This window comes from Kitasatospora humi (assembly GCF_020907985.1).
Lineage (GTDB): Bacteria > Actinomycetota > Actinomycetes > Streptomycetales > Streptomycetaceae > Kitasatospora > Kitasatospora humi.
The window spans coordinates 1-26602 of the sequence record NZ_JAJJPA010000073.1; the positions used below are offsets into that span (position 1 = coordinate 1).

Sequence of the window (26602 nt, forward strand, 5' to 3'; positions counted from 1 at the left end):
CGGGGTGCATGCGTTCGGGGTGCATGATGCGTTCCGTGCTTCCGTCGCCTCCCTACGCCCCGGGCGCTGCTGCTGGACGGTACGCATCGCGGCGAGCACCTGGGAATCGCGCCGGCCGGTGGGACCGATCAGCTACAACGAGATCTTCATCGTGCGGTCGCTGACGGGCGGATCGCCGGGACCTGGGCGTGGTGGACGTGGCCGCGCAACCGGGCAGCTTGCAGCGCTGCCTGCTACCACTGACGACTGGGTCAGAGCAGGCCAGGCCAGGCCAGGGTCAGGAGCGACCGGTCCCGCAGCCAGGCCAGGCCGGGGCCCGGAGCAGCGGAGCCCCGCCGGGCGCTCAGAGCCGGCCCGCCGCCTTCAGCGCCAGGTAGGTGTCGGCCAGGGCCGGCGGGAGGACGCTGGGCGGGGCGTCGAGCACGGTGGCCCCGAGACGGGTGAGGCGGTCGGCGACAGCGCGGCGGTCGGCCTGGGTCTGCGCGGCGGCGGCCGCACCGTAGACCGCCTGAACGGTGCCGCGGCCGGCGGCGAGTTCGTCGAGCCGCGGGTCCGCCACGGCGGCGACCAGCACCTCGTGGCGTTGGGTGAGCCGGGGCAGCACCGGCAGCAGGCCGTCCTCGGCCGGACCGGTGTCGAGGCCGGTCAGCAGCACGATCAGTGAGCGCCGCGGGGCCAGCCGCAGGGCGGTCGCCGTCAGCGCGCGCAGGTCGGTCTCCACCAGCTCCGGCTCCAGCAGGGCCATCGTGTTGGTGAAGGCGGGCAGCACGTCGGTGGCGGTCCGGCCGAGCACGGCGGTGCGCTGGCGCAGGTCGTGCGCCAGCAGGTCGACCCGGTCGCCGGCCCGGGCGGCGAGGGCCGTGAGCAGCAGGGCCGCGTCCAGTGCGGCGTCCAGCCGGGGAACGTCGCCGACCCGCCCGGCCGAGGTGCGGCCGGTGTCCAGCACGATCAGGATGTGCCGGTCCCGTTCGGGCCGCCAGGTGCGGACCGCGACGGTGTTGCGGCGGGCGCTGGCCCGCCAGTCGATCGAGCGGACGTCATCCCCCGGCAGGTACTCGCGCAGGCTGTCGAACTCGGTGCCCTGGCCGCGGGTCAACAGTGAGGTCCGACCGTCCAGTTCGCGCAGCCGGGCCAGCCGGGAGGGCAGGTGCTTGCGGCTGGTGAACGGCGGCAGGGCCCGTACCGTCCACGGCACCCGGTGCGAGCCCTGACGTGCCGCCAGGCCGAGCGGGCCCAGCGAACGGACCGTCACCCGGTGGGACTGGTGGTCGCCGCGGCGGGTCGGTCGAAGTGCGGTGGTGACGCGTCGCCGCTCGCCTGACGGCACGTCGATCCGGTGCCGACCGGCCGTCAGTTCGGTGCCCGGGGCGAACGCGGAGGGCGCCCAGGCGTCCCGCAGCTGGGCACGGAGCCGACGCCCGGCCGGGTTGCCGACGATCAGTTCGACGGTGGCCGGCTCGCCGAGCCGGACCGTGCCGTCGCCGCCGCGGGCCAGGCGCAGCGAACGAACCGGCGCCGCCAGCAGCAGGTCGAGCAGCACGGCGAGCAGCAGGGTGCCGCTGACCGCGCCGATGCCGGCCCAGGAGGGCAGCAGCAATCCCACGATCAGGCTGCCCAGGGCTGCCAGCAGGGCGGTTCGGCCGGTCAGGGCCACGGCGGAGCTCCTAGGTGGACGGCGAGGTCAGCGGGGTGCGGGGGTCTGGGCGAGCACGGCCTGGATCACCGAGTCGGCGGTGACGCCCTCCATCTCGGCCTCGGCGCGCAGCCGCACCCGGTGGCGCAGCGTGGGCAGCGCCAGCGCCTTGACGTCGTCCGGGCTGACGTAGTCACGGCCGGACAGCCAGGCCCAGGCCCGGGAGGTGTTGAGCAGCGCGGTGGCGCCACGCGGCGAGACACCCATCGACAGCGAGGGCGACTGCCGGGTGGCCCGGCAGAGGTCCACGATGTAGGCGAGGACCTCGGGGGAGACGGTCAGCTCGGCTATCGCGGCCCGGGCGGCGGCCAGGTCGGCCGGACCGGCGACCGGGCGCAGACCGGCGGCGGCCAGGTCGCGCGGGTCGAACCCGGCGGCGTGCCGGCTGAGCACCTGGAACTCCTGGTCGCGGTCGGGCAGCGGCAGGACCAGCTTGAGCAGGAACCGGTCGAGCTGTGCCTCGGGCAGCGGGTAGGTGCCTTCGTACTCCAACGGGTTCTGCGTCGCCGCGACCAGGAACGGCTCGGGCAGCGGGCGCGGCTCGCCGTCCACCGTGACCTGCCGCTCCTCCATGGCCTCCAGCAGTGACGCCTGGGTCTTGGGCGGGGTGCGGTTGATCTCGTCGGCGAGCAGCAGGTTGGTGAAGACCGGTCCGGGCTGGAAGGAGAACTCGGCGGTGCGGGCGTCGTAGACCAGCGAGCCGGTGACGTCGCCGGGCATCAGGTCGGGGGTGAACTGGATCCGCTTGGTCTCCAGGTCGAGGGCGGTCGACAGGGCGCGGACCAGCAGGGTCTTGGCGACGCCGGGAGCGCCTTCGAGCAGCACGTGGCCGCCGCAGAGCAGTGCGACCACCAGGCCGGTGACCGCGGGGTCCTGGCCGACCACGGCCTTGCCGATCTCGGCGCGCAGCGCGCCGAGCGCCTGCCGGGTGTCGATGGTGTCCGTCTGTACCGAGTCGGCCGTCACGGCTGTCGTACCTGCCTTTCCAGGGCATCGAGGTCATCGGCGAGCCGCAGCAGGGCATCGTCGTCGGTGGGCGGCGGGCCGTAGAGCAGCGCGGTGAGCTCACCCGGAGTCCGGCCCGCGCCGAGGCGGGCGGTCAGGGCCGCGAGCAGGGCGTCGCCGCTCGGTTCGCCGTGCACCACGGGCACGGCGAGCACCGGTGCCAATCGGCGGCGGGCGGCCCGGCGCAGGGCGTCGGCGGCACGACCGCGGGCCTTGGCCAGCTGGTAGAGCCGGGCCCGGCCCTCGGTGGTCTCGGAGGCCCGGACGACCACCGGCAGGTTCTCACCGACCACCGGGCCGAGCCGGCGGCCGCGCCACAGGGCGGCGAGCCCGGCGGCGACGGCGAGTTGCAGGAAGGCCCAGTGCCAGCCCGCCGGGATCAGCTGGGTGAAGCTCTCCTGCCCCTGCGGTGCGGTGGCCGCGGCGGCCGAGTAGTCCGGCAAGTACCAGGTCAGCCGCGGCTGGGAGCCGAGCAGCCCGAGCGCCAGTGCGGCGTTGCCGTCCTGGGCCAGGCGCTGGTTGGTGAGGAACCGGCCGGAACCGATCACGATCACCTCGCCGCCGGTGCTGCCGGCGGTGCGCACCAGGGTGGGGTGGCCGGACCGCGGGTAGCAGGCGGTGGTGCCGGGGCCGGCCTGGTAGAGCCGCCCGCCGCCCTCGGCGTGGCCGGCCCGCTCGGCCTCGGCCAGGGTGCAGTCCGCGTCGGTGCCGGCCGAGGTGATCGCCACCGGGTCGGTGGCGGTGCCGACGGCTTGGACGTCGGGGGCGAGGTGGTCGAGGGCGACGGGGCCGGGGGAGACCAGGACCAGTCGGCGGTGTCCGGCCCGGTCGAGCGCGTCGAGCTGGTCGGCGGTCAGCAGGTCGGGCAGCGGGACCACCACCGTGTCACCGCCTGACGGGGCGTCGGCCAGCTCGGCCGGGTCGGTGGTGGTCGTCACCGTGACGCCGCGTTGGCGCAGCAGCTGGACGGCGGCCCGGGTGCCGTCGGCGTCCGGGGAGCGCGGGTCCAGCGAGGGGTAGGAGGTGTTGTCGCCGAGCCCGGCCAGCAGCAGGCCGGCCAGTAGCAGCACGGCGCCGCCGGCGAGGAACCACCGGGTGCGCAGCCAGAGTTGACGCGCGGTCGGGGAGAGCGGGGTGTTGGTGGTCACGCGGCCCCGACCTGGAGGAGCGGGCGGGTGCGGCGCAGCCGTTCGTCGAGTGCGACCAGGCGCTGATAGGCCGTCGGGTCGGCGGTGCGGTCACCGAAGGCGATGTCGTCGAAGAGGCGGGCGGCGTCGGCGAGTGCGGCGGCGTGCTCGGGGAGTTGGTGGCCGGCCTCGCGGGCGGCCTCGTCGGCGGTGCGGCCGGGGCGCGGGTTCAACAGGGTGCGCTCCTCGAGTGAGCGGATCAGGGCGCGCATCTGCTCGCGGACGGCGGCCGACCATTCGGCGGCGGCGGCGTGCCGTTCGGCGGCGGCGCGGTGCTCGGCGGCGCTGCGCGGTCCGTCGGCGGCGAACAGGGCGTCCCCGGTGGTGGCGGTCCGGCCGGGGCGGCCGAGCCGCCACCAGAGGGCGGCGCCCAGGAGGGCGAACAGCACCAGGAAGACGACCAGGCCGGTCCAGCCGTCGCCGGCCGGGCCGCCCAGCCTGTCGAGCAGGTGGCCGAGTTGGCCGCTGATCCAGTTGACGGCCCGCTGCAGCAGGCTGGGGTCGTGCCGGTGGTACTCGGGCCGCAGCAGCTCCTCGCGGGCGGCCTCGCGGGCCGGATCGCGGGCCACGGTCACGGGCACGCCGCTGTCGGCGGCGCCCCGCGCCCAGTCGCCCCAGGCACTCATGCGCCCACCCCGATGATGAGCTCGCTGCGCTCGCTCATGCGCCCCACCCCGCAGAGCCCGGCGGGGGCCTTCGCCCGCGCGCACCTTTCGATGACTCGCTCTCCCCCGGCCTCCGGCCGGTGCCCCCACCACTCGCTCATCGGGTCAGGCCGCTCCGGTCGGCGGCTGGTCGGACCGGGTGGCCCAGCCGGTGCCGCCGTACTCGGGCAGCCCCGCGGCGCGGGCCAGCTCCAGGTCGAGGGCCTCGCGGCGGATCCGCTGGTCGACGTAGAGCAGCACGTTGATGCCGGCCTGGATCGGCGCGGTCAGGGTGGAGCTCAGCACCCCGCCGATCGCGATCAGCAGCAGGGCGGCGAACGGCTGCGGGTGGTTCGGGTCGCCGCCCAGCGAGCTGAGCACGTTGTCGCCGGTGCTTCCGGCGAGCGCGGTGAACGGCAGCGAGATCATGCCGGAGAGGATCGTGGTGAGCAGCAGGCCGAGCAGGGTGATGCCGAAGATCCGCCACCAGCTGCCCCGGGTGAGCTTGCGGGAGCGGGCCATGGCGGCCTTGATGCCCTGCTTCTCCAGCATCAGCGCGGGGGCGGCCAGGCTGAGCTTGATGTACATCCACAGCACGGTCGCCAGGCCGCCCAGCGCGCCGAGGACGGCCAGGACGTCGAGACCCTGGTTCTCCGCGCCGGACAGGGCCGCGATGATCGTCGGCACCAGGCCGAGCAGCGCGATGCCGACGCAGATCAGGCCGATCAGCAGGGTCAGGCCGAGCAGCCGCCACATCTGCGGACGGGCGGCGCGCCAGGCCGAGCCGGCGGTGACCGGCTCACCGAGGATCGCCTTGCTGACCACCACGGTGAGCAGCGCGGTCAGCACCAGGCCGCACAGCGCGGTGACCAGTGCGCCGACGCCCAGCAGCACCAGGGCGAGGGTGGAGTGCGAGTCGTTCCGGCCGAACCAGTTGAACGCGGTGACCGTGCCCTCGCTGAGCACGGCGACCACCAGCGAGAGTGGCAGCACGGTGCGCCAGTGCTTGCGGCCGGTGGAGATCGAGCCGTCCAGGATCTCGCCGATGCCCAGCGGGCGCAGCGGGATCACGCCGGGCTTGGGGCTCGGCGGCTGGACGTTCCACTGCGGCTGCCAGCCCGGCTGTCCCCAGCCAGGCTGCCCCCAGCCCGGGGCGGGCTGCTGGTGCGGGAGCCGGGCTCCCGGGTCACCGTAGGCGCCGGAGTACGGCCCGGCGGCGGGACCGGAGGGAGCCGCGGGAGCGGACGGTGCCGAGGGTGCCGCAGGAGCGGGCGCCGGCCCGTCCACCGGCACAGCTTCGGTCGAGCCGGCAGCGGCGGCCGGGCCGGGAGGTGACGCCGGGTCCGGTTCGGCCGCTGCGCCGCCCGCCGACCGCCCGTCGGCAGGGTCGGCCTCGGACGAGCCGGGCGAGACCCAGCCCGGAGTGTCGGTCATCACTGCTCCTCGGTGCGGGGCGGGTGCCCCAGCATGTGTGTGGGGTGGCGCATTTGTGCGCCCATCGTGCCATGGTGTGGGCGAGCGCCCCAGGGGTGCCGGGTTGCTGATCGACAACGGAGCCGACGGAGCCTGCGAAGTTTGGAGTTTGGGTGGATATGGGCGGTCTCGCCGGGAGGTCGGTGGACGAATTGGCACGGGTGTGCGGCAGGTCACAGTCCCGTAATGAGAGGATGGGCGCATGAAAGGTCGCGTCCTGGTCGTCGATGACGACACCGCACTGGCCGAAATGCTCGGCATCGTGCTGCGTGGTGAGGGTTTCGAGCCGAGCTTCGTGGCGGACGGGGACCGCGCACTGGCCGCGTTCCGCGAGGTCAAGCCGGACTTGGTGCTGCTCGATCTGATGCTGCCCGGCCGGGACGGGATCGACGTCTGCCGGCAGATCAGGTCGGAGTCCGGCGTCCCGATCGTGATGCTCACGGCGAAGACCGACACGGTGGACATCGTGGTGGGCCTGGAGTCCGGCGCCGACGACTACGTGACCAAGCCGTTCAAGCCCAAGGAGCTGGTGGCCCGGGTCCGGGCCCGGCTGCGGCGGGCCGAGGAGCCCACCCCCGAGCAGCTGACCATCGGCGATCTGGTGATCGACGTGGCCGGCCACTCGGTGAAGCGCGACGGCCGGGGCATCCCGCTGACCCCGCTGGAGTTCGACCTGCTGGTCGCGCTGGCCCGCAAGCCCTGGCAGGTGTTCACCCGCGAGGTGCTGCTGGAGCAGGTCTGGGGCTACCGCCACGCCGCCGACACCCGTCTGGTGAACGTGCACGTGCAGCGGCTCCGCTCGAAGATCGAGAAGGATCCGGAGCGCCCGGAGATCGTGGTCACCGTCCGCGGTGTCGGATACAAGGCCGGGCCCAGCTGACGTGACGGACGAGGTTCAGCCCTCCCCGGCCGGGGTTCCGGCCGGGGAGGAGTACGCAGGGGGCTCGGACCGGGCGTCGACCGGGTCCCCCTTCGGGCTGCTGCTGCGCCGACTGCGCAGCCCGTTCCACCGGCTGACCGCGCTCTACCGCCGGTCGATCCAGCTGCGGGTGGTCGCGGCGACCCTGGCGCTCTCGGTGGCGCTGGTCGTGGTGCTCGGCGTGGTGGTGATGGCGCAGGTCCGCCAGGGCCTGCTGGACAGCAAGAAGCACGCGGCACTGAGCCAGGCCAACGGCGGCTTCACCACCGCCCAGAACCAGAGCGACCTGCTCCGCGACGAGCTCGCCAGGAACGCCGGCACCGACCCCAGCCTGGGCGAGCCCAGCAACTGGCTGACCAACCAGGTGGCCAACCTGGCCAGCGGTGGTCAGGGCAACTACGTGGTGATCGGCCTCGTGCCGTCCACCGACCAGAGCCAGGTGGACAGCAATCCCCGGCCGCCGGAGAGCGCCCGCGCCTCCGAGAACATCTCGCTGACCAGCATCTCTCCGCAGCTGGCCGCCGACGTGGCCAAGAACCCGAACGTGCCGCACGAGCAGGCCACCACGATCCACCGGGTGACCGCGAACGGCCAGACCGTCTCCGAGTCGGGCCTGGTGATCGGCAAGCAGCTGAACGGCCCGGTGTCCCACCAGTCGTACCAGCTCTACTTCGCGTTCTCCTTCGCCCAGGAGGACCAGACCCTGGCCCTGGTCACCGGCACGGTGGCCACCGCCGGCCTGTTCATCGTGATGCTGATGGGCTGCATCGCCTGGCTGGTGGTCCGCCAGGTGGTCACCCCGGTGCGGATGGCGGCCGGCATCGCCGAGCGGCTGGCCGACGGGCACCTGGAAGAGCGGATGAAGGTCACCGGGACGGACGACATCGCCCGGCTCGGCGAGTCCTTCAACCGGATGGCCGGCGCGCTGCAGGCGCAGATCCACCAGCTGGAGGAGCTCTCCCGGGTGCAGCGCCGGTTCGTCTCGGACGTCTCGCACGAGCTGCGCACCCCGCTGACCACGGTCCGGATGGCCGCCGACCTGATCTACGACTCCCGCGAGGACCTGGACCCGATGGCGGCCCGCTCGGCCGAGCTGCTGCAGGGCCAGCTGGACCGCTTCGAGTCGCTGCTGGCCGACCTGCTGGAGATCAGCCGGTTCGACGCCGGCGCCGCGATCCTGGACGCCGAGCCGGTGGACCTGCGCGACATCGTGCACCGGGTGGTCGAGGCGGCCGACCCGCTGGCCCGGATGAAGGGCAGCGCCGTGGTGCTTCGCGACGCCGACGACCCGGTGGTCGCCGAGGTGGACCAGCGCCGGATCGAGCGGATCCTGCGCAACCTGGTGGTCAATGCCCTGGAGCACGGCGAGGGCCGCGACGTGGTGATCCGGCTCGGCTCCGCCGAGGGCGCGGTCGCGGTCGGCGTGCGCGACTACGGCATCGGCCTCAAGCCGGGCGAGGCCTCCCGGGTGTTCCACCGGTTCTGGCGCGCCGACCCGTCCCGGGTGCGGACCACCGGCGGCACCGGCCTGGGCCTGTCCATCGCCGTCGAGGACGCCCATCTGCACGGCGGCTGGCTGCAGGCCTGGGGCGAGCCCGGTGGCGGCTCGCACTTCCGGCTCACCCTGCCGCGCACCCGCGGCGGCGAGATCGGCCGGGCGCCGTTCCGGCTGGAGCCGGAGGACTCCCGGCACAACCGCGGCCTGCGGGCCCAGGGCACCCCGTACCGGCGGGCGCTGCCGTCCGGCGCCACCGCGCTGACCGCCAGCGGTCAGATGTCGGTGATCCCGGAGACCCCGGGAGGCGCCGGCGGCGGGCTCGGCCCCGGGCTGGGCGGGGTGCTGGCGATCAGCGGGGGCCTCGCGCAGCAGCGGCTGCCGAAGGCGCCACCGGTGGCCAACCCGTCCGACGTCCGCGCGGCGGGTGCCGGATACGGCGCCACCGGGGCACAGGTGGTGGTGGACTGCGGCCGGACCCAGTCCGAGCCGCAGCTGGAGGATGACGGCGCCGAGCGGGGCGCCGATGGAACCGACCGGGAGGGGACGAGGAGTGGCGAGCGCTAGCGGCGTTCCCGGTCGGCGGTGGGCGGGGGCGCTCGGGTCGGCGCTGACCGTGCTGCTGGCGGCGGGCTGCGCCACCATGCCGGACAGCGGCAGCCCCGAGGCGGTGGCCCCGCCGCAGGGCGCCGGCGCCGACCAGGGCGTCCAGGTGCGGGTGCTGCCGATGCCGCCGCGGGACGGGCTGACGCCCGCCGAGGTCCTGCAGAACTTCCTGGACGCATCGAGCGCCGACGAGGCGGACTACAAGACGGCCAAGGAGTACCTGACCGGTGACGCCCTGACCACCTGGCAGCCGGACAGCGGGGCGGTGGTGGTCAGCAGCACCACCGTGCCGAAGCCGCCGAGTGACACGGTGACCGGCCAGGTCGTGCTGACGATCTCGTCGCACGAGATCGGCACCCTGGACACCAAGCACACCTACCACGGCACCGACGACACCTTCACCGGCAACTTCACGCTGGTCAACGCGGCCAAGGACGCCAAGGACGGTTCGAAGGAGGCCGCGGCGCACGCCCAGTGGCGGATCGCGAGCCTGCCCACCGGCCTGGTGCTGGACGCGACCAGCTTCCGCAACGCCTACGAGCAGGTCGACCGCTACTTCTTCACCAAGGCCGATCCGCAGGCCGCGGGCGCCGACCAGCCGGTGCTGGTGCCCGACCCGGTCTATCTGCGGCGCCGGATCGATCCGGCCTCGGCCGCTGCCCGGGCGCTGGGCCAGGGCGCCTCCGACTGGCTGGCCCCGGCGGTGCGGACCGCCTTCGACGGCGCCCAACCCGCCGGCACCGTCAACACCGACGACCCGCGCAACCCCAAGCTCCAGGTGGACGGGGTTGACTGCCAGGTCAGCCAGCTGCAGTGCCACCAGATGGCCGCCCAGCTCTACTTCACGCTGGCCAGCCTGACCGGCCCCGGCTCGCTGGACCGGGTCACCGTGGTGTCCAAGCACGGCTCGGCCGACCTCACCACCGCGGCGGCCAAGAACTCGCCGTACGCCCCCGGCGGGCTGGCCGGCAGCGGCCGGGCCTACGTGCGCAACGCCGAGACCGGCCAGCTGGACCGGCTGCAGCCGATCGGCGGCACCCTGACGCCGGTTCCCGGCGTGCTCGGCCAGCCGCGCCAGCCGGCCGCGCTGCAGCCGACCGGCGGCACCGTCGGACCGTACGCGGTGCGCCGGGACGGCGGCGCCGCCGCCGTGGTCAGCGGGGACGGCAAAGACCTCTACGTGTCCGGGCTGGACGACGGCAGCGGCAAGCTCGGCGCCGCCGTGATCACCAGCCGGGCACCGCGCTCCGACGAGGGCCTGGCCTCGCCCAGCTGGGACGGCTACGGCGACCTCTTCGTGGTCGACCGCGACCCGGTGGCCCCCCGGGTGCTGATGAACCGCGGCCAGAGCACCGCCACGGTCTCGGTGGACCTGGCGGACGGGCAGACGGTGGACGGCCTGCGGGTCTCCTCCGACGGCACCCGGGCGGCCCTGCTGGTGCGCAGCGGCAGCACCAGCACGGTGGAGATCGGCCGGATCGACCGCGGCGGCACGGCCCAGACGCCGAGCGTGGCGATCAGCGAACTGCGTTCGGTGGTGCCCGCGCAGCTGTCCGACGTCGCCTCGGTCTCCTGGGCCGACCCGGACACCCTGCTGGTGCTCGGCAAGGAGGCGGACGGCCTGATGCAGCTGCACTACCTGTCCACCGACGGCTCCAGCACCCTCGACAACGCGCTGCCGGCGGACAACATGACCGTGGTCGCGGCCTCGGAGGCCCGCACCGACACCGTGCTGGGCGACGCCAAGGACCAGGACCACACGGTGTACGGGCTCTTCGGCCCCGCGCAGCCCCAGTGGCGGACCGTCGGCAAGGACTGGGCGCTGCCCTCCTACCCGGACTGAGGCCGGCTGCCCGGTCCGCGCCGGTGCACCGCCCGGGGCAGCCGGTGCAGCGCGGGCAGCCCGGGCAGCGGCGGGTGCCGGTCCCGCCCGCCGCCGGTGACGGTGGCGGCCACGGTCGCCGCGGCGACCGGCTCCAGCCCGGCCGCCCGCAGCGCCCGGGCGGCCTCGGCGAGGCTGGCACCAGTGGTCACCAGGTCGTCCACCAGCACCAGGCGGTACCCCGTCAGCTGACCGGCCATCGGTCGGCTGACCGTCAGCGCGTGGTCGACGTTGGCCAGTCGGGCGGTGGCGCCCAGGCCGCTCTGGTCGGCCACCCGGCGGGTCTGGCGGAGCACCGGGGCGACCCGGCAGGGCACGCCGGCGCGGCGCAGGGCGCGGGCGGCGGCGCGGGCCAGCCGGCGGGTGGCGTCCTGGCCGCGGGCCCGTACCGCCCGCCGGGCCGAGGGCATCGGGATCAGCAGCACCGGCCCGGTGGACGGCGGGGCGGTGGCGAGCGCGGCCCGCACGGCGCGCGCCAGGGCCGCGCCCAGGGGGGCGGCCAGGCTGAGCGCCCCGCGCTCCTTGTGGGCGAGCAGCATCCGGCGCACCTGGTCGCGGTAGGCGGCGCAGGCGTGCAGCGGGGGCAGGCCCGGCGGCGCGGGGGACGGGCCGGCCGGGCGGGCCGGCAGCCCGGCGAGCAGCGCCCGACAGTCGGGGCAGAGCGGACCGGCCGCCCCGCCGCAGCCGGTGCACGGGGTGGGCAGCAGGACGTCCAAGGCGGCGGTCAGCAACGGAGCCTCCCCGGTCGGTGACCCTCGGTGATGGGGCCAGGGTGGGCCGTCCGGGCGGAGTTGTCCAGATATTTACCCTCACTTCACTCGTTGGAGGGTAGACAGGGGTGAACAGCCGTCCGGCCGGATCCACTGACGCCTAAGGTCCCGCTGGGGAGGCGAAAAGCCCACACTGGGTGTGAGATGAGGCTCCCAGGGGTTTCAAGCGCCCCTGGTGGGGAGGAAGTGGATGAAGGCCCAGCCCGCCCGATCCTCGATCGGTCGGCGGGGCCGGCGGAAGTGCGGCTGGTCAGGCTGGGTCTCATGTCCGGCCCGGTAGTCCGGGTCGGCGCCAGTACGAGGGATCGGAGTTCTGCGTGGACATCGTCGTCAAGGGCCGCAAGACCGAGGTGCCCCAGAGGTTCCGCGAGCACGTGGCCGAGAAGCTGGAGAAGGTCCAGAAGTTCGACGGCAAGGTGATCAGCCTCGACGTCGAGGTGTCCAAGGAACACAACCCGCGTCAGGCCGAGCGGTCCGACCGGGTGGAGATCACTGTCCGTACCCGTGGTCCGGTGATCCGGGCCGAGGCCGCCGCCGGCGATCCCTACGCGGCGCTGGATCTGGCCACGGCGAAGCTCGACGCCCAGCTGCGCAAGTCGGCCGACCGGCGCCGGGTGCACCACGGGGCCCGCACCACGCCGCTGAGCGTCGCCCAGGCGACGGCGCGGATCGCGGCGCAGCCGGGTACGGCGAGCATGGAGGAGCTGAGCGAGCAGGCGGTGCCCAGGACGAAGATGGGCTCGCTGGAGGTCCAGGGCGAGGGCCCGCTGGTGGTGCGCGAGAAGACGCACGTCGCGCACCCGATGGCGCTGGCCCAGGCGCTGCACGAGATGGAGCTGGTCGGCCACGACTTCTACCTCTTCGTGGAGAAGGACAGCGGCCTGCCCAGCGTGGTCTACCGCCGCCGTGGCTACGACTACGGCGTCATCCACCTGGAGACGAACGGTCTGGAGCCGGACGACGAGGCCGCCGGTGCCGGTGGCGCGATCAACAGTGCCGAGCACTGAGCGCGGTTGACGGAACGAGACGGACGGGCACCCGGTGGTCGACGGCAGGTCGGCCACCGGGTGCGGTGTCGCAGGCGCCCATGTGGGGGACGCGCACCACGAGCGGTGACGTCGCCCTCGGCGGCCGTGGAATGATGAGCCCCTGAGCGTTCGGCGACGGGGAGGGCGGATGGCGGAGCGGTTCGACGGCAGCGGCGGCGGGTGCCCGGAGCCGGAGTTCGCGCCACGCGGCGGCGAGCCCATTCGCGTCCTGGTGGTGGACGACCACGCGCTGTTCCGTCGCGGGCTGGAGATCGTGCTCGCCGAGGAGCCGGACATCCGGGTGGTCGGCGAGGCCGCGGACGGCGCGGAGGCCGTGCTGAAGGCCGCAGACCTGCTGCCCGACATCATCCTGATGGACGTCCGGATGCCGCGGCGCAGCGGGATCGAGGCCTGCACCTCCATCAAGGAGGTGGCTCCCAGCACCAAGATCATCATGCTGACGATAAGCGACGAGGAGGCCGACCTCTACGAGGCGATCAAGGCCGGCGCCACCGGCTACCTGCTCAAGGAGATCTCCACCGACGAGGTGGCCACCGCGATCCGCGCGGTGGCCGACGGCCAGTCCCAGATCAGCCCCTCGATGGCGGCCAAGCTGCTCACCGAGTTCAAGTCGATGATCCAACGGCGCTCCGACGACCGGGAGTTGGTGCCCGCACCGCGGCTGACCGACCGGGAGCTCGAAGTCCTCAAGCTGGTCGCCACCGGCATGAACAACCGGGAGATCGCCAAGGAGCTGTTCATCAGCGAGAACACCGTGAAGAACCACGTGCGCAACATCCTGGAGAAGCTGCAGCTGCACTCCCGGATGGAGGCCGTGGTCTACGCGATGCGCGAGAAGATCCTCGAAATAGGCTGACCAGCCCGTCAGTTGCCCCGGCGCCTCGGCCGGCCGGGCGGCTTGCCCCGGCGGCGCGGCTTGTCCGGCGGCTTGCTCCGGCGGCGCGTCCGGGTGCTCAGTCCAGCAGCTTCGCCAACACCGGCCGCGCGGCCTCGTCGTGCAGCTCCTCGACCCGCACCGCCGAGCAGCCCACCCACTCGGCGGCCTCGCGCAACGCCTCTGCCAGCGCCGGGAGATGGCGCGCCGAGTCCAGCGAGATCCGGCGGGCCACCAGGGTGCGCCCCTCGCGGGCCGGATCCACCCGGCCGACCAGCCGGCCGCCGGTGAGCAGTGGCATCGCGAAGTAGCCGTGTATCCGCCGGGACTTGGGGGTGTAGGCCTCCAGGCGGTGGGCCATCTTGAAGATCCGTTCGGTGCGGGCCCGGTCCCAGATCAGCGAGTCGAACGGGGAGAGCAGCGTGGTGCGGTGGCGGCCGCCCGCCTCGGCCCGGTCCAGCGCCGCCGGATCGGCCCAGGCCGGGCCCTCGGCGCCGTCCGGCCCCCAGCCGGCCACCGCCACCGGTACCAGCCCGGACTCGGCCAGCACCGCGTCCAGTTGGGCGGGCTTGAGCCGGTGGTAGTCGGCCAGGTCGGCGCGGGTGGCGACGCCGAGCGCCTGGCCGGCCTGCCCGACCAGTCGGACCAGGCACTCCCGGTCGCTCGGGTCCCGCTCGAACAGCTCGGCGGGGACGGCCTGCTCGGCCAGGGCGTAGACCCGCTTCCAGCCGCGCCGCTCGGTGCACACCACATCGCCGAAGGCCAGCGCCCGCTCCACCGCGACCTTGCCCTCCGACCAGTCCCACCACTCGGCGGTCCGCTTGGCGCCGCCGAGTTCGGTGCTGGTCAGCGGGCCCTCGGCGCGCAGCCGGTCCAGCACGGCGCGGTAGGCCCGCGGATCGACCTGGTGGTTCCAGAGCCGGCCGCGGTCGCGGTAGGCGCGGCGCCGGAACGCGAACAGCGGCCACTCCTCGATCGGCAGCACGCAGGCCGCGTGCGACCAGTACTCGAAGGAGGCGCCGGATCCCCAGTAGGCGTGCTCGACGGCCGGGCGCCCGACCGCGCCGAGCCGGGCGTACGGCACCAGCTCGTGCGAGCGGGCCAGCACCGAGATGGTGTCCAACTGCACGGCGCCGAGGTGGCGCAGCACCCCGCGGACTCCGGCCCGCCGGTCCGGGGCGCCGAGCAGGCCCTGGGCCCGCAGGGCGATCCGGCGGGCCTGGTCGGCGCTGAGGGTCACGGTCGGCGGCGGTGCGACGGCGGTCATGCCGGCCAGGGTAGGGGCCGGCACCGACAGCGCGGACACCCGCACCGGGTCACGCGGGTTCGGGGTCGCCCGCCAGCCGGGCGTGCAGGTGCAGGTCGTGCCGGTTGCCGTGGCTGTCCGGCAGCGCCTGGCGCAGCACGCCCTCCAGCGGGTAGCCGGCCTTGCGGGCCACCGCACAGGACGCCTCGTTGCCCAGCGCGTGGGCCAGCTCGATCCGGTGCAGTCCGAGTTCACCGAACGCCCAGGTGGAGGCCAGCCGCAGCGCGGCGGTGGCGACGCCCCGCCCGCGGGCCGCCGGCATGGTCCAGTAGCCCACCCGGCCGCCGCCCGTCACCACCAGGTCGATCTCCCGGATCCCCAGGTTGCCGAGCAGCCGTCCGTCCGCCGGGTCGCGCAGCGCCCAGCAGACCAGGGTGCCGTCCGCGACCTGGGCCCGCTGCCCGGCCACCCGGTCCAGGACCGGCCGGTCGCCCTGGTCGGCCGGCAGCGCCCGGGGGTTCCAGCGGGCCTGCTCCGGGTCGGTCAGGCCGATCCGCAGGTCGGCCAGGTCCCGCTCGTCGACCCGGGCTGGGGGCCAGGGGCTCAGCAGCAGCCCGGGGGCGTGCAGTTCGACGGGCGGCGGCAGCCGGTTCGCGGTCATGCCCCGTCCTGCTCGCCGGCCAGCAGCGAGGCCATCCACACGTCGTGGAACCGGCCGCGCTGCTCGCCGTAGGAGCGCAGGACGCCCTCCATGGTGAAGCCGGCCTTCAGGGCGAGCGCCCGGGACGGCTCGTTGCCGACGTAGGCGGTCCACTCGATCCGGCGCAGGCCGCGCTCGGCGAAGCCCCAGCGGCAGACCGCGCGGGTCGCCTCCAGGGTGAAGCCGCGGCCGCGCGACGCGGCGGTGGCCCAGTAGCCGATCTCGGCGCGGCCCGGGCCGCGGTGCGACAGGCCCTGGGTGCCGACCAGGGTGCCGGTGGCCTTCTCGAACACGCACCACACCGGGCTCCGCCCGTCGGCCCAGCCGTCGACGGCGAGCTTGTCGACGTAGAACTGCGCGTCCTCGCGGCGGTAGGGGGAGGGGACCACGGTCCAGCGCTGGATCTCCGGGTCCTGGCAGGCCTCGAAGAGCGCCGACACGTCCTCGGGGCGGGGCGGGCGCAGCAGCAGCCGCTCGGTCACCAGGGTGCCCGGGGTCGGCGTGGTGCCGTTCATGTCGTTCATGGCGGGAGTATCCCGGGCGACGCGCGGCGGAGAACAGTGCTTTTCCTGCCCGTTTTGCAACCTTTCTGGTGGTTATCGCGCGATCCGCCCCCACGGGTGACACGGGAATGCCGTGCTGACGGACCTCCCGGGGTATTGGCCTCCTCGCATACGATGGCCCGTGCGGCGGGGTGAACCCGCCGGTGCAGTCGCCAGAGCCGATCCAGGCAAGGAGCCCGCTCACGTGTCCGTCTTCGACAAGATCCTGCGCGCCGGCGAAGGGAAGACCCTTCGCAAGCTGCAGCGGATTGCTGCCCAGGTCAACTCCATCGAAGAGGACTTCGTCAACCTCACCGACGACGAGCTGCGCGCACTGACCGCCGAGTACAAGCAGCGCCTGGCTGACGGTGAGTCCCTGGACGACATCCTTCCCGAGGCGTTCGCCACGGTCCGCGAGGCCGCCAAGCGCGTGCTGGGCCAGCGCCACTACGACGTGCAGATCATGGGCGGCGCCGCGCTGCACCTCGGCCACGTCGCCGAGATGCGCACCGGTGAGGGCAAGACCCTGGTCGGCACGCTGCCCGCCTACCTCAACGCGCTCACCGGCAAGGGCGTGCACCTGATCACCACCAACGACTACCTCGCCGAGCGCGACTCGGAGTGGATGGGCCGGGTGCACCGCTTCCTGGGCCTGGAGGTCGGCGTGATCCTGGCCAACATGCCGCCCGCCGAGCGCAAGCGCCAGTACGCGATGGACATCACGTACGGCACCAACAACGAGTTCGGCTTCGACTACCTGCGCGACAACATGGCCTGGTCGCAGGACGAACTCGTCCAGCGCGGCCACAACTTCGCCATCGTCGACGAGGTCGACTCGATCCTGATCGACGAGGCCCGTACCCCGCTGATCATCTCCGGCCCGGCGGACCAGGCCACCAAGTGGTACACCGACTTCGCCAAGCTGGTGATCCGCCTCAAGCGCGACCGCGACTACGAGGTGGACGAGAAGAAGCGCACCGTCGGCGTGCTGGAGGAGGGCGTCACCCGGGTCGAGGACTACCTGGGCATCGACAACCTCTACGAGTCGGTCAACACCCCGCTGGTCGGGTTCCTGAACAACGCCATCAAGGCGAAGGAGCTCTACAAGCGGGACAAGGACTACGTCGTGATGAACGGCGAGGTCATGATCGTCGACGAGCACACCGGCCGCATCCTGGCCGGCCGCCGCTACAACGAGGGCATGCACCAGGCCATCGAGGCCAAGGAGGGGGTGGAGGTCCAGAACGAGAACCAGACGCTGGCCACCATCACCCTGCAGAACTTCTTCCGCCTCTACGACAAGCTGTCCGGCATGACCGGTACGGCCACCACCGAGGCCGCCGAGTTCCACCAGATCTACAAGCTCGGCGTGGTGCCGATCCCGACCAACAAGACCCCGAAGCGGATCGACCAGCCCGACCTGATCTACAAGTCGGAGCCGGCCAAGTTCGCCGCCGTGGTCGAGGACATCGCCGAGCGGCACGAGAAGGGCCAGCCGGTCCTGGTCGGCACCGTCTCGGTGGAGAAGTCCGAGTACCTCTCCCAGGAGCTGCGCAAGCGCGGCATCCCGCACGAGGTGCTCAACGCCAAGCACCACGAGCGCGAGGCCCAGGTGGTCGCCCAGGCCGGCCGCAAGGGCGCCGTCACCGTCGCCACCAACATGGCGGGCCGCGGCACCGACATCATGCTCGGCGGCAACCCCGAGCACCTGGCCACCGCCGAGCTGGCCCAGCGCGGGCTGAACCCGGTGGACACCCCGGAGGAGTACCAGGCGGCCTTCCCGACCGCGCTGGAGAAGGCCAAGGCCTCGGTCAAGTCGGAGCAGGAGGAGGTCCAGGAGCTGGGCGGCCTCTACGTGCTGGGCACCGAGCGGCACGAGTCCCGCCGGATCGACAACCAGCTGCGCGGCCGCTCCGGCCGCCAGGGCGACCCGGGCGAGTCCCGCTTCTACCTGTCGCTCGGCGACGACCTGATGCGGCTGTTCAAGGCCGGCATGGTCGAGCGCGTGCTGTCGATGGCCAACGTGCCGGAGGACGTGCCGATCGAGTCCAAGATGGTCACCCGGGCGATCGCCTCGGCCCAGACCCAGGTCGAGCAGCAGAACTTCGAGATCCGCAAGAACGTCCTCAAGTACGACGAGGTGCTGAACCGCCAGCGCGAGGTCATCTACGGCGAGCGGCGCCGGGTGCTGGAGGGCGAGGACCTGCAGGAGCAGGTCGGCCACTTCATGGACGACACCGTGGAGGCGTACGTCCAGGCCGCCACCGGCGAGGGCTTCGAGGACGACTGGGACCTCGACAAGCTGTGGACCGCGCTCAAGCAGCTCTACCCGATCACCCTGGACCTCGCGGAGCTTGAGGAGGAGGCCGGCGGCCCGTCCGGGCTCACCCCGGAGTTCCTCACCAAGGTGATCCAGGAGGACATCCAGGCGCAGTACGGCGCCCGCGAGGACCAGCTCGGCGAGCAGGTCATGCGCGAGCTGGAGCGCCGCGTGGTGCTCTCGGTGCTGGACCGCCGCTGGCGCGAGCACCTCTACGAGATGGACTACCTGCAGGAGGGCATCGGCCTGCGGGCGATGGCCCAGCGCGACCCGCTGGTCGAGTACCAGCGCGAGGGCTTCGACATGTTCGGCGCCATGATGGAGGGCATCAAGGAGGAGTCCGTCGGCTACCTGTTCAACCTGGAGGTCCAGGTGGAGCAGCAGGTCGAGGAGGTGCCGCTGCCGGTCGGCGCGGACGCCGAGGAGGCCGCCGCGGTCGAGGAGGCCCGCCCCGAGATCAAGGCCAAGGGCCTGGAGGCGCCGGTCCGCCAGCGGCTGCACTACACCGCCCCGTCGGTGGACGGCGAGGACACCGTGGTGGAGGGCGACTTCGAGGAGGCCGCCCCGGTCAGCGAGGGCGACGGGATGACCCGCGCCGAGCGCCGCAAGGCCGCCAAGGGCCGCCGCCGCAAGTGAGTCGCGGCATCCGTCGGCGGCGCCGCCCGGGGTTCTCCCGGCCGGCGCCGCCGGCGTTTCAGCCGGCCTCCACCCGCCGGCGGCTCAGCGGGCCTGCGCCTGCCGGCGTTCCAGCCGGCCCCCACCCGCCGGCGGCTCAGCGGGTCTCCACGGCGGCGCACTGCCAGTGCTCGGTGCGCCGGTGCCGCTCCAGCCGGAAGGCCACCACGTGGTGCCGGCGGCCGGCCGCCACCCGCACGCAGACCTCCAGGGCGTCCGGCGCCGGGGCGAACTCGTGCACCGGGCCCAGGCCCAGCCGGGAGGCGCCGGCGGGTGTGCGCAGCGGTCCGCGGCGCACCAGGGCGGTGAGCTGGCGGTAGCCGTCATGGGTGGTGTGGCGGAGCAGCTGACCGACCGGGCGGACCCCGGTGAGCACCTCGACCAGCCGCAGCGCGAACCGTCGGGCCAGCTCCCGCTGGCCGGCCACCGGGCGGGCGCAGTCGGCCAGCGGGTGGCGGGGTGCGCGGGATTCGCCCAGCGCCCGGCCGGCTGCGGGCACCGGCCGGCCTGCCCCGGTCTCCGGCCGGGGGGACCCGCACGGCCGGGGCCGTGTGCCCGGGCGGTGCCGGGCCGGGCCGGCCGCGGCCCGGGCGGGGTGACGGCGGCTCAGCGGATTGATCGTCACCATCGCGGCGGCGGTGGCAGTCTCGGTCATGGTCGGTACCCCCGGGCTCGTCGTGCGGGTCGGTCACCGGTGCTATCGGCGGGGGCGCGGCCGGGCCGGAGGGCGGCTGGGACCGCCCTGGCGGGTCGCCCGGACGGCGGCTTGACGGCGGACCGGTACTGGGCGGCGGGGGTCTCCGGGACGGAACCCGCCCGAACCGGCGACCACTGGTGATGCGCTCGAAGGGGGACACCCTGGAACGCTCACGGGTGATCGTCCGGGCCGTATTCTGTGGGTGTCCCGAGGAGCCACCAGGAAGCGAGCGTGCCCCCGATGCGTGTCTACGTGCCCACCACCCTGGCCGCACTGGCGCAGGCGCACAGCGGTGGCGAGCTGGACCAGTCCGCGGCCTACGCGGTCACCCCGGCGCTGCGCGAGTGGTACGTCAGCGACGACCTGGAGGAGCTGGAGTACGCCGCCCTGGTGCGGGCCGCCCAGTCCTCGCTGCGCCTGCTGGCCGCTGACCCCGGGGCGCCGCGCCGCCGGGTGGTGGTCGCGCTGGACGTGCCGGACGGTGCGGTGCGGCCGTTCCCCGGCGACGAGTACCAGGACCAGGCCTCGCTCGGCCGGGTGGAGCTGGCCGCCCCGGTCCGCCTCGCCAAGGCCGCCTCGGTGCACGCGGACGCCGACGAGGCCGAGGTGACCGCCGACGTTGCCACCGCCGCCGGGGCGATCACCGCCGCGGACGCGGGAGACGCGGACGCCCAGTTCACCGTGGACGGCGCCGAGGACCACGAGCTGCTCTGGTTCGCCACCCAGGAGATCCCCGCCCTGTTGGCCTGACTCCTCCCCCGGGCCTGCCGGATGTCGGTGCCGCCCGCTACCGTGCCCGGGTGCGAAATCACATCGTCTGGGACTGGAACGGCACCCTGCTGAACGACATGGTGGCCGTGGTGGCCGCGAGCAACGCGGCCTTCGCCACGGTCGGCGGCGGGCCGCTGAGCATCAGTGAGTACCGGGAGAAGTACGAGATCCCCATCCCGCGCTTCTACCAGCGGGTGCTGGGCTTCCAACCGAGCGGCGCCCAGTGGGAGGAGCTGGACGCGACCTTCCAGCGCAACTACGCCGAGCTGAGCGCGGCCTGCGGGCTGACCGACGGCGTGCCCGCACTGCTGGCCGGTTGGGCGGCCGACGGCCACACCCAGTCGCTGCTGTCGATGCACCAGCACGAGCGACTGCTCCCGGTCGTCGAGCGGTACGGCATCCGGAGCCACTTCCTGCGGGTGGACGGCCGCACCGGCCCCTCGCACGGGCAGAAGGCAGCCTCCCTGGTCCGCCACCTGCGGGCGCTGGGCGAGGCCGTCGACCCCGCCCGCACGGTGGTGATCGGGGACGCCGCCGACGACGCGCTGGCGGCCCGGGAGGCCGGCGTGCACGCGGTGCTCTACACCGGTGGCTCGCACGTCCGCGCCAACCTGGAGCCGGTCGGCGTACCGGTGGTGGACACCTTGGCGGAGGCCGTGGAGCTGGCGCGCGCGCTGGGCCAGTGAGCCCGTCGGCACCGGGCGGATGAACCGACCATCCGACCCCGTCGCCGCCGCATCGCCACTGGTCAGCCCGGCGGTGCGGCGGGGCCTGCGGGACCAATGTGGCCAATGTGTCCAGGTACGGCCACTCTCCCTACGGGATTGCGCCTCCCTGTCCCCTGACACCTTGGTTTCCTACGGTTAGGCTGGCTTGCGTCGTCGGGACCGATCCCAGGGGCCGAAAAGGCTTCTAATACCCGGGCGAGGTGTTCTTTAAGCGCGCCTTGAGTACCTCTCCGCTATCGGTGCGGGAGGATTGGGCCGGGCCCGGCGGTGTACACCCGACACCACCGAGTCACGCAACGGCGCGCGACAGGAGCCAAACAGCCATGCAGACCAAGCTGGACGCGGCGAAGGCCGAACTGCTCGTCAAGGCGGCGGAGGCCGCCGAGCACAGCCAGGTGGGGGGAGCGGCGCCCGGTGAGGGTCTGAGCAACGGCGCTCTGACCACGTACCTGCACCACTACTACCTCCACACCGCCCCCGATGACCTCGTCGACCGCGACCCGGTCGACGTGTACGGCGCGGCGGCCTCCCACTACCGCCTGGGCCTGAAGCGCCCGCAGGGCACCGCGGAGGTCCGGGTCTCCACCCCGACCGTGGACGAGAACGGCTGGTCCAGCGGCCACACCGTGGTCGAGGTGATCACCGACGACATGCCGTTCCTGGTCGACTCGGTGACCAATGAGCTCTCCCGCCAGAACCGCGCCATCCACCTGGTGATCCACCCCCAGCTGGTGGTCCGCCGCGACATCACCGGCAAGCTGCTGGAGATCCTCGACGTCGACGCCTGCGCGCGCAGCCAGGCCGGCGGCGCCGAGTGGCCGGCCGACGCCACGGTCGAGTCCTGGATGCACATCGAGATCGACCGCGAGAGCGACCGCACCGACCTGCGCGCCATCGAGGCCGACCTGCGCCGGGTGCTGGGCGACGTCCGCGAGGTGGTGGAGGACTGGGCCAAGATGCGCACCGCCGCGCTGCGCCTGGCCGACGAGCTCGCCGAGCAGCCCCCGGCCCACCTGCCCGAGCAGGAGGTCGGCGAGGCCTGGGAGCTGATGCGCTGGCTGGCCGACGACCACTTCACCTTCCTCGGCTACCGCGAGTACGACCTGGTCGAGCACGAGGGCGAGGAGGTGCTGCGGGCACTGGCCGGCACCGGCCTGGGCATCCTGCGCTCCGACCCGGTCAGCCACGACACCGACCACCACCCGGTCAGCGAGTCCTTCGGCCGGCTCTCCGCGCCGGTCCGCGCCAAGGCGCACGAGAAGAAGCTGCTGGTGCTGACCAAGGCCAACTCGCGGGCCACCGTGCACCGCCCGGCCTACCTCGACTACGTGGGCGTCAAGAAGTTCGACGCCCAGGGCAACGTGACCGGCGAGCGCCGCTTCCTCGGCCTGTTCTCCTCGGCCGCCTACACCGAGTCGGTCACCCGGATCCCGGTGGTCCGCCGCAAGGTCCAGGAGGTCGTCGCCGACTCCGGCTTCTCCGCCGAGAGCCACGACGGCCGCGACCTGCTCCAGATCCTGGAGACCTTCCCGCGCGACGAGATCTTCCAGACCCCGGCCGACGAGCTGCTGCAGATCGCCAGCAGCGTGCTCTACCTGCAGGAGCGCCGCAAGCTGCGGCTGTTCCTGCGCCAGGACGAGTACGGGCGCTACTTCTCCGCGCTGGTCTACCTGCCGCGCGACCGCTACACCACCCGCATCCGGCTGCGCCTGATGGACATCCTGATGCAGGAGCTCAACGGCGCCACCATCGACTACACGGTCTACGCCACCGAGTCGGTGCTGACCCGCCTGCACTTCGTGGTCCGGGTGGCCCCGGGCAGCGAGCTCAGCGAGCTGACCGAGTCCGAGATCGAGCGGATCGAGGCCAAGCTGGCCGAGGCCGCCCGCTTCTGGATGGACGACTTCAACGACCAGCTCCACGCCGAGCTGGGCGAGGAGCGCGCCGCCGAGCTGGCCCCCAAGTACGCCAACGCCTTCCCCGACGGCTACCGGGCCGACTTCACCGCCCGCACCGCGGTGGCCGACCTCAAGCAGATCGAGTCGCTGCAGGGCGAGGGCGACTTCCGGCTCAACCTCTACCAGCCGGTCGGCGCCGGTGACGACGAGCGCCGCTTCAAGATCTACCGGGTCGGCGGCCCGATCTCGCTGACCGAGGTGCTGCCGGTGCTCCAGCAGCTGGGCGTGGAGGTGCTGGACGAGCACCCGTACGCGCTGCGCCGCTCGGACGCCACCACCGCCTGGGTCGTCGACTTCGGCCTGAAGCTGCGCGACGCGTCCGAGCTCACCGACGAGGCCCGCGAGCGGTTCCAGGAGGCCTTCTCCGCCACCTGGATGGGCCACGCCGAGAACGACGGCTTCAACGGACTGATCCTGACCGCCGGGCTGACCTGGCGCCAGGCCGTGGTGCTGCGCGCCTACGCCAAGTACCTGCGCCAGGCCGGCAGCACCTTCTCGCAGGACTACATGGAGGACGCCCTCCGCAACAACGCCCACACCACCCGGCTGCTGGTCAACCTCTTCGAGGCCCGGCTCAGCCCGAGCCACCAGCACGGCGCGGCCGAGCTGGGCGAGGCCATCCTGGAGGAGCTGGCGGGTGCCCTGGACGAGGTCGTCTCGCTGGACGAGGACCGGATCCTGCGGTCCTTCCTGAACCTGATCAGGGCCACCCTGCGGACCAACTTCTTCCAGCGCACCGCCACCGGCGAGTGGCACCCCTACGTGTCGATGAAGTTCGACCCGCACGCCATCCCGGACCTGCCGGCGCCCCGCCCGGCCTTCGAGATCTGGGTCTACTCGCCTCAGGTCGAGGGCGTGCACCTGCGCTTCGGCAAGGTCGCGCGCGGCGGTCTGCGCTGGTCCGACCGGCGCGAGGACTTCCGCACCGAGATCCTGGGCCTGGTCAAGGCCCAGATGGTGAAGAACACCGTGATCGTGCCGGTCGGCGCCAAGGGCGGCTTCGTCGCCAAGCAGCTGCCGGACCCGTCGGTGGACCGCGACGCCTGGCTGGCCGAGGGCATCTCGGCGTACAAGACCTTCATCTCGGCGCTGCTGGACATCACCGACAACCTGAAGGGCGGCCAGGTCGTCCACCCGGCCGACGTGGTCCGCCACGACGAGGACGACACCTACCTGGTGGTCGCCGCCGACAAGGGCACCGCCACCTTCTCCGACATCGCCAACGGCGTGGCCGAGGAGTACGGCTTCTGGCTGGGCGACGCCTTCGCCTCCGGCGGCTCGGCCGGCTACGACCACAAGGGCATGGGCATCACCGCCCGCGGCGCCTGGGAGTCGGTCAAGCGCAACTTCCGCGAACTGGGCGTGGACACCCAGACCGAGGACTTCACCGTGGTCGGCATCGGCGACATGTCGGGTGACGTGTTCGGCAACGGCATGCTGCTCAGCGAGCACATCCGGCTGGTGGCCGCCTTCGACCACCGGCACATCTTCCTGGACCCGAACCCGGACGCCGCGACCGGCTACGCCGAGCGCCGCCGCCTCTTCGACCTGCCGCGCAGCTCCTGGGACGACTACGACAAGTCGCTGATCTCGGCCGGCGGCGGGGTGCACCCCCGATCGGCGAAGGCGATCCAGCTGACCCCGCAGGTCCGGGCGGCGCTCGGCATCGAGGCCGCCAAGCTGACCCCGGCCGAGCTGATGAAGGCGATCCTGCAGGCCCCGGTCGACCTGTTCTGGAACGGCGGCATCGGCACCTACGTCAAGGCCGAGCGGGAGACCAACGCCGACGTCGGCGACAAGGCCAACGACGCGATCCGGGTCAACGGCAGCCAGGTCCGCGCCCGGGTGATCGGCGAGGGCGGCAACCTCGGCTGCACCCAGCTGGGCCGCATCGAGTACGCCCAGACCGGCGGCCCGGCCGGCACCGGCGGCTGGATCAACACCGACGCCATCGACAACTCGGCCGGTGTGGACACCTCGGACCACGAGGTGAACATCAAGATCCTGCTCAACCAGGTGGTCGCCAACGGCGACATGACCGTGAAGCAGCGCAACCAGCTGCTGGCCGAGATGACCGACGAGGTCGGCGAGCTGGTGCTGCGCAACAACTACGCGCAGAACGTGGTGCTGGCCAACGCGGTGGCTCAGGCGCACAGCATGGTCAATGTGCACTCGCGCATGATCAACAAGCTGGAGGCCGACGGGCAGCTCGACCGGGCGCTGGAGTTCCTGCCCAGCGAGAAGCAGCTGAAGGACCGCCAGGCGGCCGGCTACGGCCTCACCCAGCCCGAGCTCGCGGTGCTGCTCGCCTACACCAAGATCACGATGGCCGACGAGCTGCTCGCCACCGGGCTGCCCGACGACCCGTACTTCCGCGACACCCTGCACCTGTACTTCCCGACCAAGCTGCGCGAGAAGTTCGCCGAGGCGGTCGACAACCACGCGCTGCGCCGGGAGATCATCACCACGCTGATCGTCAACGACACGATCAACCGCGGTGGCTGCACCTTCGCCTTCCGGCTCCGCGAGGAGACCGGTGCGACCTACGAGGAGATCGCCCGCACCCACACCGCGGCCCGCGCGGTGTTCGGCCTGGAACAGATCTGGGACGCGGTGGAGGCCCTGGACAACCAGGTGCCGTCCGAGGTGCAGACCCGGATGCGGCTGCACTCGCGCCGCCTGGTCGAGCGGGCCACCCGCTGGATGCTCAACAACCGCCGCCAGCCGCTGGACATCGCCGGGACCATCGCGTTCTTCCAGGAGCGGGTGGACCAGGTGTGGAGCAGCCTGCCCAAGCCGCTGCGCGGCGAGGACCAGGCCTGGTTCCAGAAGATCTACGGCGAGCTCACCGAGGCCGGTGTCCCGGAGGCCCTGGCCACCCGGGTGGCCGGGCTCTCCTCGGCCTTCCCGACGCTGGACGTCACGGTCGTCGCGGACCGCGCCGGCAAGGACGTCACCGAGGTCGCGGAGCTCTACTACGACCTGGCCGACCGCCTGGGCATCGCCCACCTGCTGGACCGGATCATCGAGCTGCCGCGCACCGACCGGTGGTCCTCGATGGCCCGCGCCTCGATCCGTGAGGACCTGTTCGCGGCGCACGCCCAGCTCACCGCCGACGTGCTGGCCTGCGGGACGCCGGGAGCCACGCCGTCCGAGCGCTACGAGGCCTGGACCGAGCTCAACGGCACCCTGCTGGCCCGGGCCAAGACCACGCTCGACGACATAAGGGGTTCGGACACCTACGAGCTGTCCAGCCTCTCGGTCGCCATGCGGGTGATCCGCACCCTGCTGCGGACCGGCTCGATGGCCTGATCGCGCGACAGCCGAAGCGGGGCCGCACCCTCCCACAGGGGGTGCGGCCCCGCCGC

The 26602-nt window shown here is 73.1% G+C and carries 19 protein-coding genes; 9 read left to right on the forward strand and 10 right to left on the reverse strand.

Annotated features, from left to right (window positions below; all coding sequences use genetic code 11):
* Window positions 1-343 precede the first annotated feature (343 nt).
* The 5 genes from LN042_RS34095 to LN042_RS34115 form a co-directional block, all read right to left on the reverse strand.
* A complete protein-coding gene (locus LN042_RS34095) occupies window positions 344-1654 on the reverse strand; it encodes a DUF58 domain-containing protein (RefSeq protein ID WP_230055329.1) in 1311 nt (436 codons plus the stop codon).
* Between the two features lie 27 nt (window positions 1655-1681).
* The gene (locus LN042_RS34100) at window positions 1682-2659 is read right to left on the reverse strand and encodes an AAA family ATPase (RefSeq protein WP_230055330.1); all 978 of its coding nucleotides are present in this window, start codon (window positions 2657-2659) and stop codon (window positions 1682-1684) included.
* Window positions 2656-3846 (reverse strand): DUF4350 domain-containing protein, encoded by a 1191-nt coding sequence (locus tag LN042_RS34105; RefSeq protein WP_230055331.1) that lies wholly within the window; start codon window positions 3844-3846, stop codon window positions 2656-2658. The genes LN042_RS34100 and LN042_RS34105 overlap by 4 nt, the downstream gene beginning before the upstream one ends.
* Window positions 3843-4511, reverse strand: coding sequence for a DUF4129 domain-containing protein (locus LN042_RS34110; RefSeq protein WP_230055332.1), 669 nt, complete (start codon window positions 4509-4511; stop codon window positions 3843-3845). Before LN042_RS34110 ends, LN042_RS34105 begins: the two co-directional genes overlap by 4 nt.
* Before the next feature lie 144 nt (window positions 4512-4655).
* Entirely contained in the window at window positions 4656-5963 is a 1308-nt protein-coding gene (locus LN042_RS34115; protein WP_230055333.1) for a DUF7847 domain-containing protein, read from the reverse strand.
* Between the two features lie 241 nt (window positions 5964-6204).
* Here LN042_RS34115 and mtrA point away from each other — a divergent pair, with 241 nt between their 5' ends.
* From mtrA to LN042_RS37910, 3 genes are read left to right on the forward strand one after another with little or no spacing between them, the layout of a single operon-like run.
* Window positions 6205-6882, forward strand: a complete 678-nt coding sequence (gene mtrA / locus LN042_RS34120; protein WP_141635692.1) for an MtrAB system response regulator MtrA — start codon at window positions 6205-6207, stop codon at window positions 6880-6882.
* Between the two features lies 1 nt (window position 6883).
* The gene (gene mtrB / locus LN042_RS34125) at window positions 6884-8983 is read left to right on the forward strand and encodes an MtrAB system histidine kinase MtrB (protein WP_372495868.1); all 2100 of its coding nucleotides are present in this window, start codon (window positions 6884-6886) and stop codon (window positions 8981-8983) included.
* Window positions 8970-10865: an LpqB family beta-propeller domain-containing protein gene (locus LN042_RS37910; RefSeq protein ID WP_230055334.1), complete on the forward strand. Its 1896-nt coding sequence runs from the start codon at window positions 8970-8972 to the stop codon at window positions 10863-10865. The genes mtrB and LN042_RS37910 overlap by 14 nt, the downstream gene beginning before the upstream one ends.
* Here the strand turns inward: LN042_RS37910 and LN042_RS34135 are convergent.
* Window positions 10853-11635, reverse strand: a complete 783-nt coding sequence (locus tag LN042_RS34135; RefSeq protein WP_230055335.1) for a ComF family protein — start codon at window positions 11633-11635, stop codon at window positions 10853-10855. The two genes, LN042_RS37910 and LN042_RS34135, sit on opposite strands and share 13 nt — an antisense overlap.
* 356 nt (window positions 11636-11991) lie before the next feature.
* On the opposite strand from LN042_RS34135, the gene hpf reads away from it, so the two are divergent.
* Both hpf and LN042_RS34145 read left to right on the forward strand, forming a co-directional pair.
* Window positions 11992-12681: a ribosome hibernation-promoting factor, HPF/YfiA family gene (gene hpf, locus LN042_RS34140; protein ID WP_230055336.1), complete on the forward strand. Its 690-nt coding sequence runs from the start codon at window positions 11992-11994 to the stop codon at window positions 12679-12681.
* A 169-nt stretch (window positions 12682-12850) separates the two neighbouring features.
* Window positions 12851-13579: a response regulator gene (locus LN042_RS34145; protein WP_141635696.1), complete on the forward strand. Its 729-nt coding sequence runs from the start codon at window positions 12851-12853 to the stop codon at window positions 13577-13579.
* A 97-nt stretch (window positions 13580-13676) separates the two neighbouring features.
* On the opposite strand, the gene LN042_RS34150 is transcribed toward LN042_RS34145, so the two are convergent.
* From LN042_RS34150 to LN042_RS34160, 3 genes are read right to left on the reverse strand one after another with little or no spacing between them, the layout of a single operon-like run.
* The gene (locus tag LN042_RS34150) at window positions 13677-14864 is read right to left on the reverse strand and encodes a winged helix-turn-helix domain-containing protein (RefSeq protein WP_230055337.1); all 1188 of its coding nucleotides are present in this window, start codon (window positions 14862-14864) and stop codon (window positions 13677-13679) included.
* A 49-nt stretch (window positions 14865-14913) separates the two neighbouring features.
* On the reverse strand, window positions 14914-15504 hold the full coding sequence (locus LN042_RS34155; protein WP_230055338.1) for a GNAT family N-acetyltransferase: 591 nt from the start codon (window positions 15502-15504) through the stop codon (window positions 14914-14916).
* Entirely contained in the window at window positions 15501-16067 is a 567-nt protein-coding gene (locus tag LN042_RS34160; protein WP_230055339.1) for a GNAT family N-acetyltransferase, read from the reverse strand. Before LN042_RS34160 ends, LN042_RS34155 begins: the two co-directional genes overlap by 4 nt.
* 223 nt (window positions 16068-16290) lie before the next feature.
* On the opposite strand from LN042_RS34160, the gene secA reads away from it, so the two are divergent.
* The gene (gene secA, locus LN042_RS34165; RefSeq protein WP_230055340.1) at window positions 16291-19041 is read left to right on the forward strand and encodes a preprotein translocase subunit SecA; all 2751 of its coding nucleotides are present in this window, start codon (window positions 16291-16293) and stop codon (window positions 19039-19041) included.
* A gap of 136 nt (window positions 19042-19177) precedes the next feature.
* Here the strand turns inward: secA and LN042_RS34170 are convergent, their stop codons facing one another.
* Entirely contained in the window at window positions 19178-19735 is a 558-nt protein-coding gene (locus LN042_RS34170) for an Rv3235 family protein (RefSeq protein ID WP_230055341.1), read from the reverse strand.
* Between the two features lie 282 nt (window positions 19736-20017).
* Here LN042_RS34170 and LN042_RS34175 point away from each other — a divergent pair, with 282 nt between their 5' ends.
* The 3 genes from LN042_RS34175 to LN042_RS34185 all read left to right on the forward strand — a co-directional run bounded on the left by LN042_RS34175 (window position 20018) and on the right by LN042_RS34185 (window position 26546).
* Window positions 20018-20527, forward strand: a complete 510-nt coding sequence (locus LN042_RS34175) for a DUF6912 family protein (RefSeq protein WP_230055344.1) — start codon at window positions 20018-20020, stop codon at window positions 20525-20527.
* A 50-nt stretch (window positions 20528-20577) separates the two neighbouring features.
* Window positions 20578-21234, forward strand: a complete 657-nt coding sequence (locus LN042_RS34180) for an HAD family hydrolase (protein ID WP_308191912.1) — start codon at window positions 20578-20580, stop codon at window positions 21232-21234.
* A 365-nt stretch (window positions 21235-21599) separates the two neighbouring features.
* Window positions 21600-26546, forward strand: coding sequence for an NAD-glutamate dehydrogenase (locus LN042_RS34185; RefSeq protein ID WP_230055342.1), 4947 nt, complete (start codon window positions 21600-21602; stop codon window positions 26544-26546).
* Window positions 26547-26602 lie beyond the last annotated feature (56 nt).

Excerpts from the sequence above, each read along its gene's own strand:
- LN042_RS34185 (WP_230055342.1), top strand. The coding sequence starts at position 21,600 with ATGCAGACCAAGCTGGACGCGGCGAAGGCCGAACTGCTCGTCAAGGCG.
- LN042_RS34160 (WP_230055339.1), bottom strand. The coding sequence starts at position 16,067 with ATGAACGACATGAACGGCACCACGCCGACCCCGGGCACCCTGGTGACC.
- LN042_RS34170 (WP_230055341.1), bottom strand. The coding sequence starts at position 19,735 with ATGACCGAGACTGCCACCGCCGCCGCGATGGTGACGATCAATCCGCTG.
- LN042_RS34115 (WP_230055333.1), bottom strand. The coding sequence starts at position 5,963 with ATGACCGACACTCCGGGCTGGGTCTCGCCCGGCTCGTCCGAGGCCGAC.
- LN042_RS34110 (WP_230055332.1), bottom strand. The coding sequence starts at position 4,511 with ATGAGTGCCTGGGGCGACTGGGCGCGGGGCGCCGCCGACAGCGGCGTG.
- LN042_RS34150 (WP_230055337.1), bottom strand. The coding sequence starts at position 14,864 with ATGACCGCCGTCGCACCGCCGCCGACCGTGACCCTCAGCGCCGACCAG.
- mtrA (WP_141635692.1), top strand. The coding sequence starts at position 6,205 with ATGAAAGGTCGCGTCCTGGTCGTCGATGACGACACCGCACTGGCCGAA.
- LN042_RS34175 (WP_230055344.1), top strand. The coding sequence starts at position 20,018 with ATGCGTGTCTACGTGCCCACCACCCTGGCCGCACTGGCGCAGGCGCAC.
- LN042_RS34145 (WP_141635696.1), top strand. The coding sequence starts at position 12,851 with ATGGCGGAGCGGTTCGACGGCAGCGGCGGCGGGTGCCCGGAGCCGGAG.
- LN042_RS34155 (WP_230055338.1), bottom strand. The coding sequence starts at position 15,504 with ATGACCGCGAACCGGCTGCCGCCGCCCGTCGAACTGCACGCCCCCGGG.